Source organism: Paenibacillus lycopersici (assembly GCF_010119935.1).
GTDB lineage: Bacteria > Bacillota > Bacilli > Paenibacillales > Paenibacillaceae > Paenibacillus_Z > Paenibacillus_Z lycopersici.
Window position 1 is genome coordinate 117,252 of record NZ_CP048209.1, and the last position, 17,609, is coordinate 134,860.

Below are 17,609 nucleotides of genomic sequence, written 5' to 3' on the forward strand. Positions count from 1 at the left end.
TGCACCCAACCTACTCTCGAGGAATATATATCGCAAAACAGCCTAGCTTGCCAGCGGATTTCTAATTTGTAGTGAGCAAACTGAATGACAAACACTTCTACCAGTTCGCTGTAGAAGATCAACACTTTGGCCAGTCTTTTCCGCCCATTGGACTGGCTCCCTCCTCATAAGGTGCGATCTATATATATTTGGATATTGTTGGTATAATGGGGTTGTAAAAATTACGGATATACAGAGGATTAAACAGATACCTCTATTTTTGTTTACTCAAAAATCGGAAGGAGGAAATAGATGAGCATAATAATAGGAGAAGTTTCAATACCTGCTGACGATCAGGGCTTTGTATTATTGCAATGTCCACTATGTGGAGAATTTTTTAAAGTTCGTCCACGTGATTATCAAGCGGATGATGTTATAGAAATATGGTGTCCTAGTTGCGGTTTAAAGGCTGAAAATTATTTTACTGATGATGTATTAGAGTTAGCTTTTAAGAAAACCCGAAATTATGCTTACGATTTAATACACAATGAATTGAAACAACTGGAAAGAAAGTTTAAAGGCTCTTTTGTTTCCTTCAAGGCAGGCAAAAAACCAACGCATGAAGAAGAATATCCAATTAATTATGGTATAGAGGCACTTGAAGTTATTAAATACCCATGCTGTAAGCGCGAAGCCAAGATTAAACCGATTTACATACTATGCGGCAGCTACTGCCCCTTTTGTGGAGTGAGGTATGAAGAATATTGATAAAAAACAACTAAAAATCATGTCTATGGAGTTTCGAACAATAGCTAACCGCCTGATTACATGTAACCAACAAACAGGCATGCCCCTATTGAAGAAGTTTCTTGGGTTCATTGACGAGAATGAAATAATCTCAGAATATGTCCAAGAACATGTGAGAATTGAAGATTTTGAGCCTATTGAACGGGGAACTGCTTTTTATTCTATGGGTGACACCAAACAAGAAGAAATCTCTTACACGTATCAGTATCTTAAACACGCTGCCGGAAACTTCCATAATTTTTATTACGATATAGCTTCCAACTACGCAAGTGATGCAAAAGATTCAGTTAAAGAATTTTGTAATCGTATCATTTTGCCCTTTGTAAATTATATTGAAGGTTATCTTACAGAAATAGGAATAAGAATGGGATATGACGAGGATGTGAAATTTGTGATTAATCTTAATGGCGGTGTTGCACAAGTTAATGTGGCCAATGACAACAGTACTCTAAATGCAACTCAAAACAATGGCATTGATGCCATACAATTGGAAAGCCTGATTTCAAAAGTGTTGGAATCAATCACTGACGATCTTTCTCCTCAAGAAAAAGAACTGATAACTGATAACATTGAAGTAATCAGAGAAGAAACAAAAAGCTCCTCTCCAAGAAAAGGATTTATTAATACAGCTTTAAAGGGGCTGCGGGTTATTAACGGAACTGCGCAATTCGGCGCAGCGGTAGTTGCATTAATTGAATTTATCAGCAAAGCATTATAACAAAGATTTGAAATTAGCTGGAGTTAGATTCTAAATACAAAGCCACCTTATCTTTGGGATAAGGTGGCTAGGGACTTTTAGCAAGCTACGCAAGCTTGACACGCCGTCTTGGCTACTCGTTATTATATGAGTTAATATTAGTTTATATTCGTGCAAATGTCAAACCCAATCATTTACATTAGAATTTCCCATCCTATCAAATAAAGCTACAGTAATTTGGCCATTACCATATTTAAATTCGTTGTTCCAAAAATTATGTATAAACACTTTTAATTCCGATAGATCAATGAAAGCTCTTAACACCTTTAATACGTCGAATAATTTAATCACATATTGTGACCTCATAGGTGACAAGTGTAAATCAGAAATTAGATGATTATTTATTTTCAAGTTCTGTGACGTTCTAAATCTATTTATCAGTTCAAAGTGTGCGCAAGAATTTCGCAACTCTCTTATTATCTCTAGAGAGTTTAAGAATTTCTCCTTCTCATAGGGCTTCATATTAAAATCTCTTAAAATCGCATCAAGAGTACGCTTTTTAAATCCATACATTAATATTATCAAGTCGTTTAACATTAATGTTTTAATAACGACCCAAAATGGAGGATTATTATACTCATTTATATATGAGTATTTTAATTTACAATCATCGATGTAGTTTAAACCTTGTATTGTTTCATCTCTTTGTATATTAATGTTGAGGGATACTGTTGACCCCGAAATCATATTGGCTGTATGTAGTGCAGCTAAAAGTGCAGTTTGGTTTGAATTTTTGAACATACAGCGGCCTGATTTTATTTCTCTTATTGAGAATGATCCAAAACGCCCAGTAAAAATACCTTCTAGAATAGTCTTTGAAGGTTGATACGTAACAATCCCATTAAAAGTACCTCTAAATTTTCCTTTATACTTGTAATTACTTCTAAATAATTTATGAGTTCTTTCTTGATCATTGGAATTGTAAAAAAAACTGACATATTGTTTTGGACCATCAGTTAGTCCTGGAACGCTATAATAATTTATGTCTATATAGTTGTTGTTATCCCCTAATGTTGAACAGTGGTTCTTACAAAAGTGATAGGCGATTGTAGTTTTTAACTTTATTTCAAATTCTGATATCTTCTTTAGAATTAGACTTGAGAATTGTCTATCAAAGTCATGTAGTCTTAAAAAATTATCAAATGATTTTTTAGTATATTTTTTAATTGGTTGTCTGGGAGCATCAAGTAATAATGTCTCATGGCCATTTATAAGGTCGAAATAGTTCTTTTCTTGTAAATGCTCTTTAGCAGAACTTATATTATTAATCTGTAATCCCCGATTTTTTAATAACCGAATCTGATCAAAAATCGTATTAAATGATTTATCTCCTGGCAAAAAAACACCCCCCGTCTAGTATTCTACTCGTTTTGACATTCTGATGTTAGACAATTATGTTCATTTACATTCTCGGCTAAAATAAATGCGCCTCACTTATGGTACGGTTCACCGTAACATCAGAAGAGCGAAAATAAAGGCGCACTCGATTGGGTGCCTTCTTGTGAGTTCTCCTCTGCAATTCTACTATTCCGATGATTTCACCAACTGCCCTTCGAGCTCGATGCCTCCCATACCTCGGATTGTATCCACAACGTCATTCCCTTCGGGAACAATGCTGATATCCCGACGATGTCGACCTTCAGCAATGTGCTTAGCAGACCTTTGTCTAGCAACACCTTGCCAAAATCGAGTGTCCCGTCTCGCTATTAGATCCTGATCGAAACAAAAGGCAGCCTGCGCCTCGGTAAAAACCACCGCGGTCCCCGAACACCAATTTACCGTTCTTTGCCCCTTTGTTAGCTCATACTTCGTTTCCATATAGCAGTGGAAGATACAAGTATTATATCTGTAAAGACAATTAGATAGGGTGAACCAGAATTTAAACATCCCGATTCACCCCTTATTTTAAAGTTTCAAACTTATTAAGCTTGTCAATTGTGCAACGTATACATCAAGTTTCTTTAAGACGTAATCTGCCAGTACATACGGTTCACTTTTATTTGTATAGTGAAACTCAATACAAATTTGTTTATCAGGGAGATCAATAAATATATCAGGTATTATACCTGGAATCCATGGATGTGGTTTTTCGGATGAGGAATTTCCAATCCCTGCATCCCCCAATGCAATGCTTATACCTTTGTTTAATGCCTTATCACTTCCAGCAGTGCTAATCCAGTTCACAACTTTACCGAATATCGGCTCAGCTTTTTCTAGTGCAACACCTGTTGGCCCCCCCTTCCGCTTACCAGAAGGATAAACTTCACCTACAAGCTGGCGGTACATAGGGGATCTCTTTAAAGAAGATATTGCTTTTGACTTATTCCCCCAATTTTCGGGAATATTCATTGAATCAAGTAATTTATTTAGTTCTGCATGTTCAGAATATGAAGCTAGAATAGATACTAAGGTATTTGTAGGCATATACATTACTCTGGTCTTCAGTGCACCATAAAATGCTAGCTGTAAACGCCGAGCGTTCCATGCCTCTTTTCTCTGACTATTATTGTCAATATACTCCGAGAAACGGTCTGTAATAACACTCCATGCATCTTCAATTCTTGTTGTCTTTCTAGAGAATTGGGCAACAATGTCTTCTGCATTTTTGTATGCAAATAAAAACCAAACTTCAGTAGGTTTCGGTATTTTTGAGTTAATATCACGTAAGTACCCAGACTTCTGTTGCCAATGTGTTTTTAGTAATTTGTAGTACTCTCTCAAATTAATATCAATTTTGGGCAGTTTTAAAACTGCAATAAGAGTATCAACGAGATCCTCATGTATAAGATTAAAATCATCCAGTTCCTTGCCTGCATTCAGAACTGACAACGTTCTCTTAGCAATGTCGACAAATTTGTCGGTATGAGGCCCTGTAAAAGCTAGGACTTCTTTTCCCTTTAAAAATAAAGTACCCGAAACACTTTCGGCATAACTTAACATTGCATCTACTTCACGTTTTTCAGTTACAGGCCAAATTATTAATAACGGGCTTTTTCTCAGCACACCGTTCAGGTTTCGGAAAAAGCTTTTAATATTTCCCTCTTCAAAGCCCTGTAAATCTTCTAGATAATCGATTATTAACGCTGTTGGCCCCTTATCTTTCTTTTCAATCGCTTCCAATGAGATATTCTTTATTTCATCCAGTAATTCAGAAAGGTTATTCTCTTTTATTATTTCAGCAGCGTCCACTGATACAAGAGTTCTTAATGAAATATTAGGTCTCCACTTAAGAGAATGAATGAATGTTGACTTTCCCGTTCCTGGTCTACCTAAAATAAATACAATTTTACCTGAATGTCTTGTTTCTAAGCAGAGGGTATTTATCTCTATTTCCATATCTGCGTTAGGCTCTACAAATTCCATTAATTTGAGATCAAGTTCACTACTTGGAAAATTACTAATGATATCTTCGTAAGCAATTGGAATAAATAGCTCGCTCATAATAACACCTCGAAAATTTGGATGTTTCTATAAGATTACAGTTATTGCCTGTAATTATGCAACATAAACATTATTCGACAAATTTCGCCGTCACTTATGGTACGGTTCACCGTATCATCTATAGGGCGACAAGGAAGGACGCCTCAATTAGGCGTCCTTTACAGAGCATTCTGTATTTTATCTATAATCAAGTGCTATAGATCAGCAACTGGCACATGTCCCGTCATCCAGTTCAACTCGCTATCCAGCATAAATCGAATATGCCAGCCCTTCTCTGACCGAGGCCACTCATAGAATTGCGTCACACATTCATACAAGGTTTCGAGGCTTTCCTTCGATTTATGCTGCAATACGTTATTCATCAGTTGAAAAAGATTATTGGGTTTGCTCGCAACGCCCTCCAGCACTTTCATAAACCATTTGTGGTAAGGGTAAAGAACTTCGTTATACGCCAAAATAAGCGCACGGACGATAATCGCAGTCGTCACCTGACTCGGCGTTACACCGTCCGGCACTGGAATCTCACGCTCCACGTAGGAAGCGAATGAATCGATTGCCATGGTCAGGCCATTGTACATGGCGGTCACCGCGAAGTTGACGGGAGGAGCGATACGCGTTCAATCGCAAGTTCGGATGGCGGAAGCCTGTAGGTCCCGTTTGGCGTCTGCACTTCCAGTATAGCCTGTTTGTTCCCTAATGCTTGTACAACATCTCCGGTGAGCGTTACATTCACTTCGTCCGCATTCCCATTGGCCGCAGAAATAACGATTGTAGGCGTATCTTCTTCTTGCGCCAACAGCTTCAGTAGTTGAGCAGCGTCCAGCCCGCTCATTTCACGTTTGGTTCTGCTTCAACTCTTCGAATCTGAGAGTTAGTAAGATCTGCGATATACAGATTCCCACTGCTGTCCGCAGCTACTCCATAAGGATAGCTCAATTGAGCTAACTTCGCATCTCCGTTATCGCCCAAACTCCCTTGATCGGTCTACAGGCCATACTAAAATCTCCTACATCTCGACTCTATTCCAGTAGCATAGAGTGAAATATAGGAGATTGTAGTCCTACGAACATCGTATGTCTGAGAAAAAATGAATGATTACAGCAAGTCTAACACTTTGGCACGGGCGACTGCTTGCCCGCGCCGCTTCACGCCCAGCTTGCCGAATATCCGGGTCGTATGCGTCTTCACCGTCGTCTCGGCAATGTCGAATTGCTCCGCGATCTCCCGGTTGGATAGGCCCGCCGCGATGGCGGACAAGATTGCCGATTCCCGTGCCGTTAGCGGCTCTATGATAGCATCCGACTCTGATCTTGCCTCTTGAGCAACGTACGCCTCGCTTGTGGCCGCATGCTTATTCGCCACCAGGCTGCGATAGATCTCTCGGGTCGCCAACCACTCCAGCACGCTTACGTCTCGGCTGGCGAATACGTTCGACACATGCCGATTTTCTAGATAGAGAGCGAAGGCTGCCTTCTCCCCCGGGACAGTAAGCGGCATGCTAAGCACCGATCGAGGACCCTTCTCCGTGAAATAGGCATCTTTCGCAAAATAGCTCAAGTACGCATCGGCAAGCACGACCGGTTCCTTCGTCCCCATCGTGTGTCGCAGTACGCTCTCCGCATACAACGCGGACGCTCCTAACGTCGTCATCGCGTCCAGTCGCGCCTCGATTGCGAAGCCATCATTGCCGAAGCTTACGACCAGCCCCCGATCAGCCCCCGTCTGGCGCAGCGCCGCCTCCAGAAGTTGAGCCGGCCATTCGCCCTCGCTTGCGTCGTTGCCTATAACGACCCGCAGCCCTACATCCCCGCTCGCCGCAATTTCTTGCGCTACCCAATCGTCCGGCTGCGGCAAGCCTAGGCTTGCACGGTCATCTACTCCCCATCCCAACGCATCATAGGTCTTGGAAGCGCTAGACGTCAGATCGGGACGTTCCCGCCGAATCTGCGTTACTTTGTGCGTAATGCCCCACTGGGAATAGGCCGCACAAGCATCCAGCATCGCAACCATGGCTCCCGATCGGCTAAGCAGCTCCTCTTCATAGTAGATGGCCAGCCGTTCGCAAGCGATGCCTTCCAAGAGCCCGTTCTTCTCCGCTCTCGCCTGCTTGGCCGCCGACCAGTATTCGTTCAGCACATCGCTAGGCTTGCCTGCGATCCTCTCCCACTCCGCCTGTAACAGCTTATGCGCGGAGGAGTTCACGCCGAGGTATCCTTCCCATCTCGTCATCTTGCGTAATTGCTTGCGCAGCGCTTGCCTAATGCGCTTGCGTTCGCGCGAGTCTGCGTAAGGATAGGAAGCAGCTAATGCCAACGTCTCGTGCACGCGATGCTTGCGAATTCTTACCCAGTCTGCCCCCATCTCATTGCCCCGGGCTCGCTTAGCCCAATAGAGTGCCTCCCGGTAACGACCGGACACGGCGGCCGCTTCCAGCTTACAGCAATAACTGAAGTTGTCGTCGGACTGCCATTCGCTTGGCGTGATGCCCGAATTCGGAATCGCGATGAACCGCTCCATCTTCGTTTCGTCTCGAAGGGCGGCCGCATAGCCGCTGGCAATGAGGGCAATCTCCGTCGTCTTCTCATTTGCTTTAGGCCGCACGCGCTTGGCGAAGTAATCCAGTAACGCTTCGAGCTTGTACACGTCGCCGGTGTGCGTAATGAAGCAAGTCACGACGGACATGTTGACGAAGCCGTTATCCCCGGATTCCAATCCCCGGCGCAGCGCTTGCTCCAGATAGGACCAGCCTTCTGCGGGATTCTCCATTTGGACGGACATTCCTTTAATGTACGCCAACCGATATCCGTAGCGCGAAGTCGATAAATTCAGCTCCGGCAGATTCACCAACTCGTTGAACAAGGAGCCTCGCATGAAGCCCGGAAGCGCCCTTTGCAGGAGAACCTCATACATCCCGATGAGGCAGACCAGCGCCTCGTTCATTCCCTCGCCGATTCCATAACGAATGAATCGGGCGTACAACACCATGGAGGCTGCCGGACTGTATACGATCATGGGAAAAGCAAGCTCCAACATGAGGCCGCACAGCGCTTCGAAATCCGAATCCGGATGAGCATGGCGAGACGGAAGCTGACGAAGCTTGCGGGATAATACAAACCGGGTCTGCAGCAATTCCTTGATGGTCAACGGAACGGAAGGATGCGCGTTAATCTTCCATCCGTATTCCCTTAGCGCGTCGCCGACATACCGAATGACAGACCCGTCGTTCTCGAACACATGGAGTTGAATGAGCACCGTCCAAATCCGAGCACGTTCGGCCCGGCTTAACCTCTCGCCGCGACTCTTCAAGTCCAGCAACAAATCCCGCGCTTGTACCCTCTCGCCGCGCATATACAAAGCCCAGGATTGCATGACCTTCAAACGGTAATACGCCGATCCCGACTCGATTTCCTTCGGTTCTCCCAACAGTCGAAGTCCGGTTTCGGCATAGCGTATCGTCAATGCATAATCGGCATGCTCCAGAACCATCAATCCGGCTTGCAGATTATCCTCTGCCAATTGCTTGGCTTCCCGCTCCGGCATCGCCGCGACGCCCAGATTCAGATGGTCGATCGCCGCCAGCAGCGACGCGCCTTCTCCCTCCTGCAGATCGCTTCTCAATAACTGACCGATACGCCAATGCCGCTGCGCGTTGCGCTCTGCATCGCAGGCATAGGCCAACCGCCGCAGATGGTCATGCAAGAATACATACGAACGATCCCGACCGTTGCCCGGCGGCATCTTCTGATCTTCGCATCCGACGATTCCTTCCGTCTCCGCGACGCGAAGCTTGACCATTGCCTCCTCGGGTAGACACCCGGATGCTCCCGCTAGAAGCAACAACCCGAAGGAGGAGCCAATCGCTGCCCCCATCGCTAACAGTGCCTTCGAATCCTCCGGAAGCTTGGCGTAATGCTCGTTCATCCGCTGAAGATCGGCCTGTGCATTAGGCGCGCTCCGCACGGCGTCCTCATCCCACGTCCATTGCCGATTCCAATCATCGAAAGCCAGCTTCTTCTCCATAAGCCAGTCTTCCATCAGACGGCGCAGTTCTCTCGGGGAACCTCCCGTACGATTGTACGCTGCCCTGGCCAACAGGCGGGTGCGGAGGGAGCGATCGTGCAGCGTATCCGCAATGTAACGCCAGACTTCCTCGTAGCCAAGCGGCAGCAGCGCTACCCGCTCCTCCGGATAGTCGTTCATCCGATCCGTAAGCCAAGAAGCCGCCGTCGCGTTAGCCTCCCGGCGCGCGAGTGCGATACCGCAAGCGCCTATAACCAGGAGCCCCGATACGGCCTTCCCCTGCGCTAACTCGCGCAATACTTCAAGCGTGCCTGCATCGGCATGCTCCAAGCGATCGATGAACAGCACAAGCGCAGGGAGACATTCCGTCAAGCAACGAAGAAGTCTAGGGAGTATGAAACCAAAGCGTCTATTATTTTCCCCCTCATCTTCGACGACGGATATTGTCCCCAGTGTCCGGAACAGCGGCTGGGCTTCGGGCAATAGCGCTGCGATCGTCCGCTGTTCCCGGCCGAATTCGGTCCGCAGTCTTTCCTTCACCTTCTCTAAGACTTCGGCAGGTTCGCTCCACAATTGCTGAATCCATTGACGCAAGGCTTGAATCAACGGTTCGTAGGTATCGGACTGCCGCGATGCCGAAGATACACCTTCCACGAAGCGTGCCCCACGCCGTATTGCGATATGCCGCAAGTCCTGAACAAGCGTCGTTATGCCGCTCCCCGCCTCGCCGACGACCCAGCGCAGCGATTGACCTCCGCCTATGGCCATCTCCAGCCCGGATTCCAGTTGTCTTATGGCATCCTCTCGGCCGTACCGCGCTTCCGAGAAGCGTAACGTACGCCGTGCGTCCAATCGGCCAAGCTCGAATGGTGACAACTTGCCGTCTGCAGTCAGCAGCTTCCGACACTGTTGCAGATCGTCAAGCAGCCCGTAAGCGCTCTGATAGCGATCCTCGGGCGATTTGGCGAGCAGCTTCGCAATAACCATCTCTATCGGTCCCGTCGCATCCGGCCGGAGCTCGGACAGCGAATGCGGAACCTTCCTAATATGCGCGGATTCCCAATCCTCTTGGTTATCGGGCAAGAATGGCAACCGGCCGGTTAGCGCCTCGTAATACATAACGCCCAATGCGTACAGATCGCTGCGTCCATCCTGAACGCGGCCTAATCTACCGGATTGCTCGGGGGCAAGATACGGCCGTTGCCATTCTAAGCTTTCAGCCAAGCGTGCCGAACCGCCGTCCTGCGTCACCATTATATTAGCGGGATTCAAACAGCCGATGATCGGAGCCTGTTGATGCTCGCGTCGTACCAACTCCGCTAGCCCATTCGCCAGTTGTATGAAATTCACGATTTCTAATCGTGCGCCACCGAGGTAAGAATACAACCGCTCATCGTGTCTAATGATCATGCAGTCCTATCTATTTAGATATAGGAGTATTCCTTATCCTAATTTAACCACAATAATTGTTTATTTGGAATATTCTCAGAGTTCCCTGGATTCCACAAGCCTCGGCCCGAGCAGCACAAAAGGGGCCTTCCCTTGATCGGAAAAGGCCCCTTTGCGACAGGTGCTATAGCGATAGATCCCCACGACAGGGTCACACGCGATGAACTGCATCCATGGTCGTCGTCGCTGCCGTTAACCTGTCGCGTCATGAGGAGATGATTCTCCTCGGATTGGTTCTGAGGAGGACTATCTCATGGTGCTTGCTTGAAGGCAAAGGCGGGAAAGGGTTGACCATTAATCATCTCGCGTACACGATACTCTTGTTCTTCTATTGGCTCTGTTGTGCCAGCAGCTTCAGCAGAACCGTTACAGCCTCTGCTCTTGTCGCTTGGTCTTGAGGAGCAAACCGGTTTGCCCCTTTGCCTTGCACAATGCCCTGCGCTTCCATTTCGGCCACTGCACCTTTCGCCCATGCCGGAATGGCTTGGTCGTCTGCGAATTCCGTTGCGTCAACCGATTTGACATCCAGTTTCAGCGCTCTTGCGAGCATGACAGCCATCTCCGCACGGGTAATCGGTGCGTTCGGGCGGAAACTGCCGTCTACATCCCCTTTGATGATGCCAAGTTCTACAGCTTGCGCGATTGCCTTCTGCGCCCATGCTCCGTTCTCCGCTGCATCCGTGAACGTCAGCGCCGTTCCTTCAACTTGCGGCTTTAACGCATTTATCAGCATAACCGCAAACTCCGCACGCGTGACGGTTTGATTCGGTTTAAACGTACCGTCCTGGTAACCATTGACGATGCCGTCGCTCACCGCTTGCTTGATGCTAGCTTCTGCCCAATGTCCCTGAATATCGCTGAAGCTCGGCACACCGATCGGCACTCGGGTCGGCGCTACGGGCGTCACACTCGCCGATGCGGCCGATGCGGCTGATTCGCCTGCGGAATTCGTCGCCGTGACTTGGAACGTATACGCCGTGCCATTCGTCAACCCCGTAACCGTGATCGGACTCGCGGTCGTACTTGTTTCCGTTACATTCCCTGGACTCGACGTGACCGTATACAGCGTGATCGCACTTCCCCCATCGCTCGCCGGAGCCGTAAAACTCACCGTCGCCGTGCCGTTCCCTGCAATTGCCGTTACGCCAGTCGGCGCACTCGGCACACCGATCGGCGCGACGGTCAGCACTCCGGGTGGCGCTACGGGCGGCGCTACGGGCGTCACACTCGCCGATGCGGCCGATGCCGCTGATTCGCCTGCGGAATTCGTCGCCGTGACTTGGAACGTATACGCCGTGCCATTCGTCAACCCCGTGACCGTGATCGGACCCGCGGTCGTACTTGTTTCCGTTACATTCCCTGGACTCGACGTGACCGTATACAGCGTGATCGTACTTCCCCCATCGCTCGCCGGAGCCGTAAAACTCACCGTCGCCGTGCCGTTCCCCGCAGTTGCCGTTACGCCAGTCGGCGCACCCGGCACACCGATCGGCGCTACGGGCGTCACACTCGCCGATGCGGCCGATGCCGCTGATTCGCCTGCGGAATTCGTCGCCGTGACTTGGAACGTATATGCCGTGCCATTCGTCAACCCCGTAACCGTGATCGGACCCGCGGTCGTACTTGTTTCCGTTACATTCCCTGGACTCGACGTGACCGTATACAGCGTGATCGTACTTCCCCCATCGCTCGCCGGAGCCGTGAAACTCACCGTCGCCGTGCCGTTCCCCGCAGTTGCCGTTACGCCAGTCGGCGCACTCGGCACACCGATCGGCGCGACGGGCGTCACACTCGCCGATGCGGCCGATGCCGCTGATTCGCCTGCGGAATTCGTCGCCGTGACTTGGAACGTATACGCCGTGCCATTCGTCAACCCCGTGACCGTGATCGGACCCGCGGTCGTACTTGTTTCCGTTACATTCCCTGGACTCGACGTGACCGTATACAGCGTGATCGCACTTCCCCCATCGCTCGCCGGAGCCGTGAAACTCACCGTCGCCGTGCCGTTCCCCGCAGTTGCCGTTACGCCAGTTGGCGCACTCGGCACACCGATCGGCGCGACGGGCGTCACACTCGCCGATACGGCCGATGCCGCTGATTCGCCTGCGGAATTCGTCGCCGTGACTTGGAACGTATACGCCGTGCCATTCGTCAACCCCGTGACCGTGATCGGACCCGCGGTCGTACTTGTTTCCGTTACATTCCCTGGACTCGACGTGACCGTATACAGCGTGATCGCACTTCCCCCATCGCTCGCCGGAGCCGTGAAACGCACCGTCGCCGTGCCGTTCCCCGCAGTTGCCGTTACGCCAGTCGGCGCACCCGGCACACCGATCGGCACGACGGGCGTCACACTCGCCGATGCGGCCGATGCCGCTGATTCGCCTGCGGAATTCGTCGCCGTGACTTGGAACGTATACGCCGTGCCATTCGTCAACCCCGTGACCGTGATCGGACTCGCGGTCGTACTTGTTTCCGTTACATTCCCTGGACTCGACGTGACCGTATACAGCGTGATCGCACTTCCCCCGTCGCTCGCCGGAGCCGTAAAACTCACCGTCGCCGTGCCGTTCCCTGCAATTGCCGTTACGCCAGTCGGCGCACCCGGCACACCGATCGGCGCGACGGGCGTCACACTCGCCGATGCGGCCGATCCCACTGATTCGCCTACGGAGTTCGTCGCCGTGACTTGGAACGTATACGCCGTGCCATTCGTCAACCCCGTGACCGTGATCGGACCCGCGGTCGTACTTGTTTCCGTTACATTCCCTGGACTCGACGTGACCGTATACAGCGTGATCGTACTTCCCCCATCACTCGCCGGAGCCGTAAAACTCACCGTCGCCGTGCCGTTCCCTGCAATTGCCGTTACGCCAGTCGGCGCACCCGGCACACCGATCGGCGCGACGGGCGTCACACTCGCCGATGCGGCCGATCCCACTGATTCGCCTACGGAGTTCGTCGCCGTGACTTGGAACGTATACGCCGTGCCATTCGTCAACCCCGTGACCGTGATCGGACCCGCGGTCGTACTTGTTTCCGTTACATTCCCTGGACTCGACGTGACCGTATACAGCGTGATCGTACTTCCCCCATCACTCGCCGGAGCCGTAAAACTCACCGTCGCCGTGCCGTTCCCTGCAGTTGCCGTTACGCCAGTCGGAGCACTCGGCACAGAAACAATGTTAAACGGATTTGAATAAGCATATCCTGCGCCATGAGCCGGATTCAAATCGTCAACACGAACGTGCAAATACCACGCGCCTCCAGTCGGCGGCGTTGAAATCGTTTCTCCGCTCGTGAACTCCACCCACTCCACGTCTGGCCCCCATTCTGGTGCCGTTACCGATGTAGACCATTGGTAATATGTTTTAACTAATGAGATCAAAGCAGGTACGACTACCGTTACCTTCGTTGAACTAGCTCGTGTTCCCTCGGATACACCGTTTGGAGCATAGCTGACCCCGGCAGACAATATATTTATAAATTTTTTCCCATTCGCAGAAGCATACGTCTTCGCTGATGAAGGGTCAAAAGCTATCACCGAAAAATCCACTAAGGAATCAAACGCATTAACTTCTATTATTGTTGAATTGCCTTCAACAATCACATTCGTTAAGGGGTTAATAAAAAATGCATACCCTCTTATGCTCGTTACACTGTTCGGGATCGTCACACTCGTTAATTGGTTCGTATTAAATGCAGCACGTCCTATGCTCGTTACACTGTTCGGGATCGTCACACTCGTTAATTGGTTCGTAGCAAATGTACCTTCTTCTATGCTCGTTACATTGTTCGAGATCGTCACACTCGTTAATTGGTTAGTAGCAAATGCATAAGCTCCTATACTTGTTACACTGTTCGGGATCGTCACACTCGTTAAGCTGTTATGATAAAATGCATAAGCTCCTATACTCGTTACACTGTTCGGGATCGTCACACTCGTTAATGGGTTAGAATCAAATGCATGATCTCCTATGCTCGTTACACCGTTCGAGATCGTCACACTCGTTAAGCTGTCCTGATAAAATGCATAAACTCCTATGCTCGTTACACTGTTCGGGATCGTCACACTCGTTAATGGGTTACCAGCAAATGCATAAACTCCTATGCTCGTTACACTGTTCGGGATCGTCACACTCGTTAAGCTGTTGGAATAAAATACATAATCCCCTATGCTCGTTACACTGCTCGGGATTGTCGCACTCGTTAAGTGGTTAGCAGCAAATGCAGAAGACCCTATGCTCGTTACACTGTTCGGGATCGTCACACTCGTTAAGCTGTTAGCAGAAAATGCAGAAGACCCTATGCTCATTACACTGTTCGGGATCGTCACACTCGTTAAGCTGTTATGATAAAATGAAGATTTTCCTATGCTCGTTACACTATTCGGGATCGTCACACTCGTTAAGCCGTTATAATAAAATGCTTCATCTCCTATGCTCGTTACACTGTTCGGGATCGTTACACTCGTTAAGCCTTTATAATAAAATGCTTTATCTCCTATGCCCGTAACTGGATATCCACCTAGCGAAGCAGGAATATTAATCACTTTATTCGTTCCTGTATAGCTTGTAATGGTTGCGACTGAGCCATTTATTGCGTATACATAATCTCCGGATACATCCGCATTCGCCTCCCGAATATGACCTCCTGCCCACGAACCTAGCGAAATCAGTGCCAGCGCGAGCAGACTAATCGTCAACTTCCTTTTTTTTGAAAAACTCCCTCGCATATGACTCATGCACCTTCTTCATTATTATTTGCCAAGCGTTAAATGGCTATTTCCGGTGATACTTGGGGATGTGCGCACGTGTAATGGGTTTGACGCTTACACATAAGGAGTACCGCTGCTGTCTATCACTGTCGATGCATAAGCAACAACTCCTCCCGAGAAATCCGTACTGCCTACGGGCTGCCAATCCTAAACGCCAGCCACCTCCACCATAGCCTGCTGCGTAGGCAACAGGGGAACAAACATGCTGATGAGCAGCATCCAAATCCAACCCCGTTTTTTACGTTTCACATCACTACTTCTTGTGTTCATCCTCATGCCTCCTGCAAGGGTTCATGCGCGAGATCTTCGCGTAACAAGACAAAAGCCTATTATTCGACTCTATCAAGACATGATAGAACGAATAATAGGCTTTTGTAGTCCTACGAAAGTCGTACGAAGTCAGAAAAACAGGTTGGCCCGTTCACCTCGGGGAGCCCCTGATAGACCTCTGCAACATTTTATTGTTTAATCCGCCGAGTGGAAGGGAAGAAGCCTATCGGCATAAATGGCCCTCCGTTCGGCTGCGATGCGCTCTACGTATTGCAGATGCGTGATTTGCTCTTGCAAGTAGTTGATATGCTTCGTCAGCAGATCTGGCCGATTAGCCCATACAGCATAAGCTTGTACAACTCGTCGGCTTTCGTTCTAAATTCGGAAGCCGTTCCCCATTGATCCTGTATACCGGCTATGGCTTGCAAATACTCCAACACGGTCTCTGTAGAGATTGAGGAGTCGATTGACCCTTCCTCTCTGCCGCTCTCAATGAATACGCTTAGTATATCCATCCGAATTTCTTTCGCGCTTTCACTAAATAACTGGATAAACACTTTATCGTCTATCGCTTCCTTAGAGAAATAGCGATCCAATAGTTGATTCGGCATTTCGGCGCATAGCGCTACAGCTCGTAACAGCTTATCTTTGAAGCCAACCTCTTCTTTCATCAGGCATTCTACGGCTTGCGTCGTTTCCCGAATCAGAATTCGCATGCATTCCTTAACTAGCCCTTCCTTGTTTCCAAAATAATTATAGATCGACACGGAGGAGACTCCTGAGGTCGCCGCTAACTCATTAATACTGACATTCGTGTAGCCTTTTTCTCGGAATAGCTCAAGCGCTGATTGAATAATTGCGTCTTTCTTCTTATTCGTTCTGGCTTCGTATTTATTCACGTGTTTACCCCTTTGAACATGGATATCATTATTATCTCATACTCTGCTTAGTTTTTAAACATTATGCGTTATATTTAAAAACAAATTGACATAAATTATCCTCTCAGATATATTATTTTTAAATATGACTTACTTAATTTAAAAACTAATCTGGGGGTAACCTTTATGAGAATATTAATGTTCGGTCGTGGCGTCATCTCTGCACAATATGGATGGGCATTGGAAAAGGCGAGACATGAAGTGGAGTTTTACGTCCGCCCGGGACGTAAGGAACAATTCGGTCCTTTCATAGATTTAGATCTATTGGACGGCCGCACAAGTTTAAAAGGCGTCCCTATAAAGGAACAATGGCCTATTCGAATGATCGAGGAGCTTAGCCCCCATCATTCGTATGACCTGATCGTGCTGAGCGTTAATCATAATCAGTTTGAAGATGTTGTGAAAGTCATTGGTCCGAATGTAGGGAATGCAACCATACTTATCTTCAATAATGTATGGAAAGATCTTCGCGAATTTGCGGAGGGATTGCCTATGGGGCAGATCATATGGGGCTTTCCTGGTGCCGGCGGAGGTTTTAGCAGCCCTAACAAGCTTGAAGGGGGTTTCCTTAAATCGATTTATTTGCAAACCGAAGCAACGGCTGCTTCTGCACCGAGGCATCGGAGCGTAGTGGAGCTTTTCCGGCAAGCGGGTTTTTCGTTTTCTTGGCAGAAAGATATACGCGTCTGGTATTGGTTCCACTTTATTATGAATGCAGGAATGGCTGCGGAAGCATTAAAAGAAGGAGGCTACCGCAACCTCTATCAATCACCGAAAAAAGTAGCGAAAGCAATCAGGCTCATGCGCGAAATGCTTCCCATGATAACAGCCAAAGGGGGAAAAGTCGGATTAGGCACGTCCTTTGCCATGCGATTGCCGGCCGGATTAATCGGTTATGCTGCGTTTAAAATACTAAAAGGCAACTCAGTGCCCGCGGCCATTATGGAAAGAATGGAGCGAACAGGCTACATTTCGCAAGAATCTTTCGCCCACTTTCCCAACGATATTTTGGCTGAAGCACACAACCTCGGCGTGTCGCTTCCTCGTCTTGAAGCGATGGAGCAGCATTTTAAATAATTCATAGCTACAACTTCGCCCTACTTATGATACGGTTCAGCGTATCGCTCTAAATGTGAAAACTTACAAGCCTGTCGTGAAATGCGGCAGGCTT

Annotated in this window: 11 protein-coding genes and 1 pseudogene; 3 read left to right on the forward strand and 9 right to left on the reverse strand. The window is 48.2% G+C overall.

From position 1 onward, the window contains the following. The first annotated feature begins 291 nt into the window (after nt 1–291). Both GXP70_RS00500 and GXP70_RS00505 read left to right on the forward strand, forming a co-directional pair. Nucleotides 292–747, forward strand: coding sequence for a TFIIB-type zinc ribbon-containing protein (locus GXP70_RS00500; protein ID WP_162354682.1), 456 nt, complete (start codon nt 292–294; stop codon nt 745–747). Then, nucleotides 734–1,504, forward strand: a complete 771-nt coding sequence (locus tag GXP70_RS00505; RefSeq protein WP_162354683.1) for a hypothetical protein — start codon at nt 734–736, stop codon at nt 1,502–1,504. The genes GXP70_RS00500 and GXP70_RS00505 overlap by 14 nt, the downstream gene beginning before the upstream one ends. A gap of 159 nt (nt 1,505–1,663) precedes the next feature. On the opposite strand, the gene GXP70_RS00510 is transcribed toward GXP70_RS00505, so the two are convergent. From GXP70_RS00510 to GXP70_RS00540, 9 genes and pseudogenes are all read right to left on the reverse strand, one after another. Next, the gene (locus GXP70_RS00510; protein WP_162354684.1) at nt 1,664–2,881 is read right to left on the reverse strand and encodes an Abi family protein; all 1,218 of its coding nucleotides are present in this window, start codon (nt 2,879–2,881) and stop codon (nt 1,664–1,666) included. A gap of 567 nt (nt 2,882–3,448) precedes the next feature. Continuing rightward, complete coding sequence (locus tag GXP70_RS00515; RefSeq protein ID WP_162354685.1) at nt 3,449–4,984, reverse strand: ATP-binding protein; 1,536 nt, start codon at nt 4,982–4,984, stop codon at nt 3,449–3,451. Nucleotides 4,985–5,178: 194 nt separating this feature from the next. Beyond that, complete coding sequence (locus GXP70_RS00520; RefSeq protein WP_162354686.1) at nt 5,179–5,562, reverse strand: hypothetical protein; 384 nt, start codon at nt 5,560–5,562, stop codon at nt 5,179–5,181. Nucleotides 5,563–5,812: 250 nt separating this feature from the next. After that, nucleotides 5,813–5,953 carry an SBBP repeat-containing protein gene (locus GXP70_RS30215; RefSeq protein ID WP_162354687.1) on the reverse strand — a complete coding sequence of 47 codons (141 nt, stop codon included), beginning with the start codon at nt 5,951–5,953 and terminating at the stop codon, nt 5,813–5,815. 126 nt (nt 5,954–6,079) lie between these two features. Then, nucleotides 6,080–9,991 carry a helix-turn-helix transcriptional regulator gene (locus tag GXP70_RS00530; protein WP_162354688.1) on the reverse strand — a complete coding sequence of 1,304 codons (3,912 nt, stop codon included), beginning with the start codon at nt 9,989–9,991 and terminating at the stop codon, nt 6,080–6,082. A gap of 790 nt (nt 9,992–10,781) precedes the next feature. Continuing rightward, complete coding sequence (locus GXP70_RS29670) at nt 10,782–11,336, reverse strand: S-layer homology domain-containing protein (protein WP_225442816.1); 555 nt, start codon at nt 11,334–11,336, stop codon at nt 10,782–10,784. A gap of 90 nt (nt 11,337–11,426) precedes the next feature. After that, nucleotides 11,427–15,197: pseudogene (locus GXP70_RS30220) on the reverse strand (leucine-rich repeat protein); the annotation flags it as partial. Nucleotides 15,198–15,377: 180 nt separating this feature from the next. Continuing rightward, on the reverse strand, nt 15,378–15,500 hold the full coding sequence (locus GXP70_RS30025) for a hypothetical protein (RefSeq protein ID WP_263864073.1): 123 nt from the start codon (nt 15,498–15,500) through the stop codon (nt 15,378–15,380). 314 nt (nt 15,501–15,814) lie between these two features. Continuing rightward, on the reverse strand, nt 15,815–16,399 hold the full coding sequence (locus GXP70_RS00540; protein WP_162354690.1) for a TetR/AcrR family transcriptional regulator: 585 nt from the start codon (nt 16,397–16,399) through the stop codon (nt 15,815–15,817). A 165-nt stretch (nt 16,400–16,564) separates the two neighbouring features. On the opposite strand from GXP70_RS00540, the gene GXP70_RS00545 reads away from it, so the two are divergent. Continuing rightward, complete coding sequence (locus GXP70_RS00545) at nt 16,565–17,515, forward strand: ketopantoate reductase family protein (protein WP_162354691.1); 951 nt, start codon at nt 16,565–16,567, stop codon at nt 17,513–17,515. The last annotated feature ends 94 nt before the right edge of the window (nt 17,516–17,609 follow it).

Coding starts and splice junctions, on each gene's coding strand:
- GXP70_RS00505 (WP_162354683.1), top strand. CDS start 734: ATGAAGAATATTGATAAAAAACAACTAAAAATCATGTCTATGGAGTTT.
- GXP70_RS00520 (WP_162354686.1), bottom strand. CDS start 5,562: ATGTACAATGGCCTGACCATGGCAATCGATTCATTCGCTTCCTACGTG.
- GXP70_RS00545 (WP_162354691.1), top strand. CDS start 16,565: ATGAGAATATTAATGTTCGGTCGTGGCGTCATCTCTGCACAATATGGA.
- GXP70_RS00530 (WP_162354688.1), bottom strand. CDS start 9,991: ATGGTTATTGCGAAGCTGCTCGCCAAATCGCCCGAGGATCGCTATCAG.
- GXP70_RS00500 (WP_162354682.1), top strand. CDS start 292: ATGAGCATAATAATAGGAGAAGTTTCAATACCTGCTGACGATCAGGGC.
- GXP70_RS30025 (WP_263864073.1), bottom strand. CDS start 15,500: ATGAACACAAGAAGTAGTGATGTGAAACGTAAAAAACGGGGTTGGATT.
- GXP70_RS00515 (WP_162354685.1), bottom strand. CDS start 4,984: ATGAGCGAGCTATTTATTCCAATTGCTTACGAAGATATCATTAGTAAT.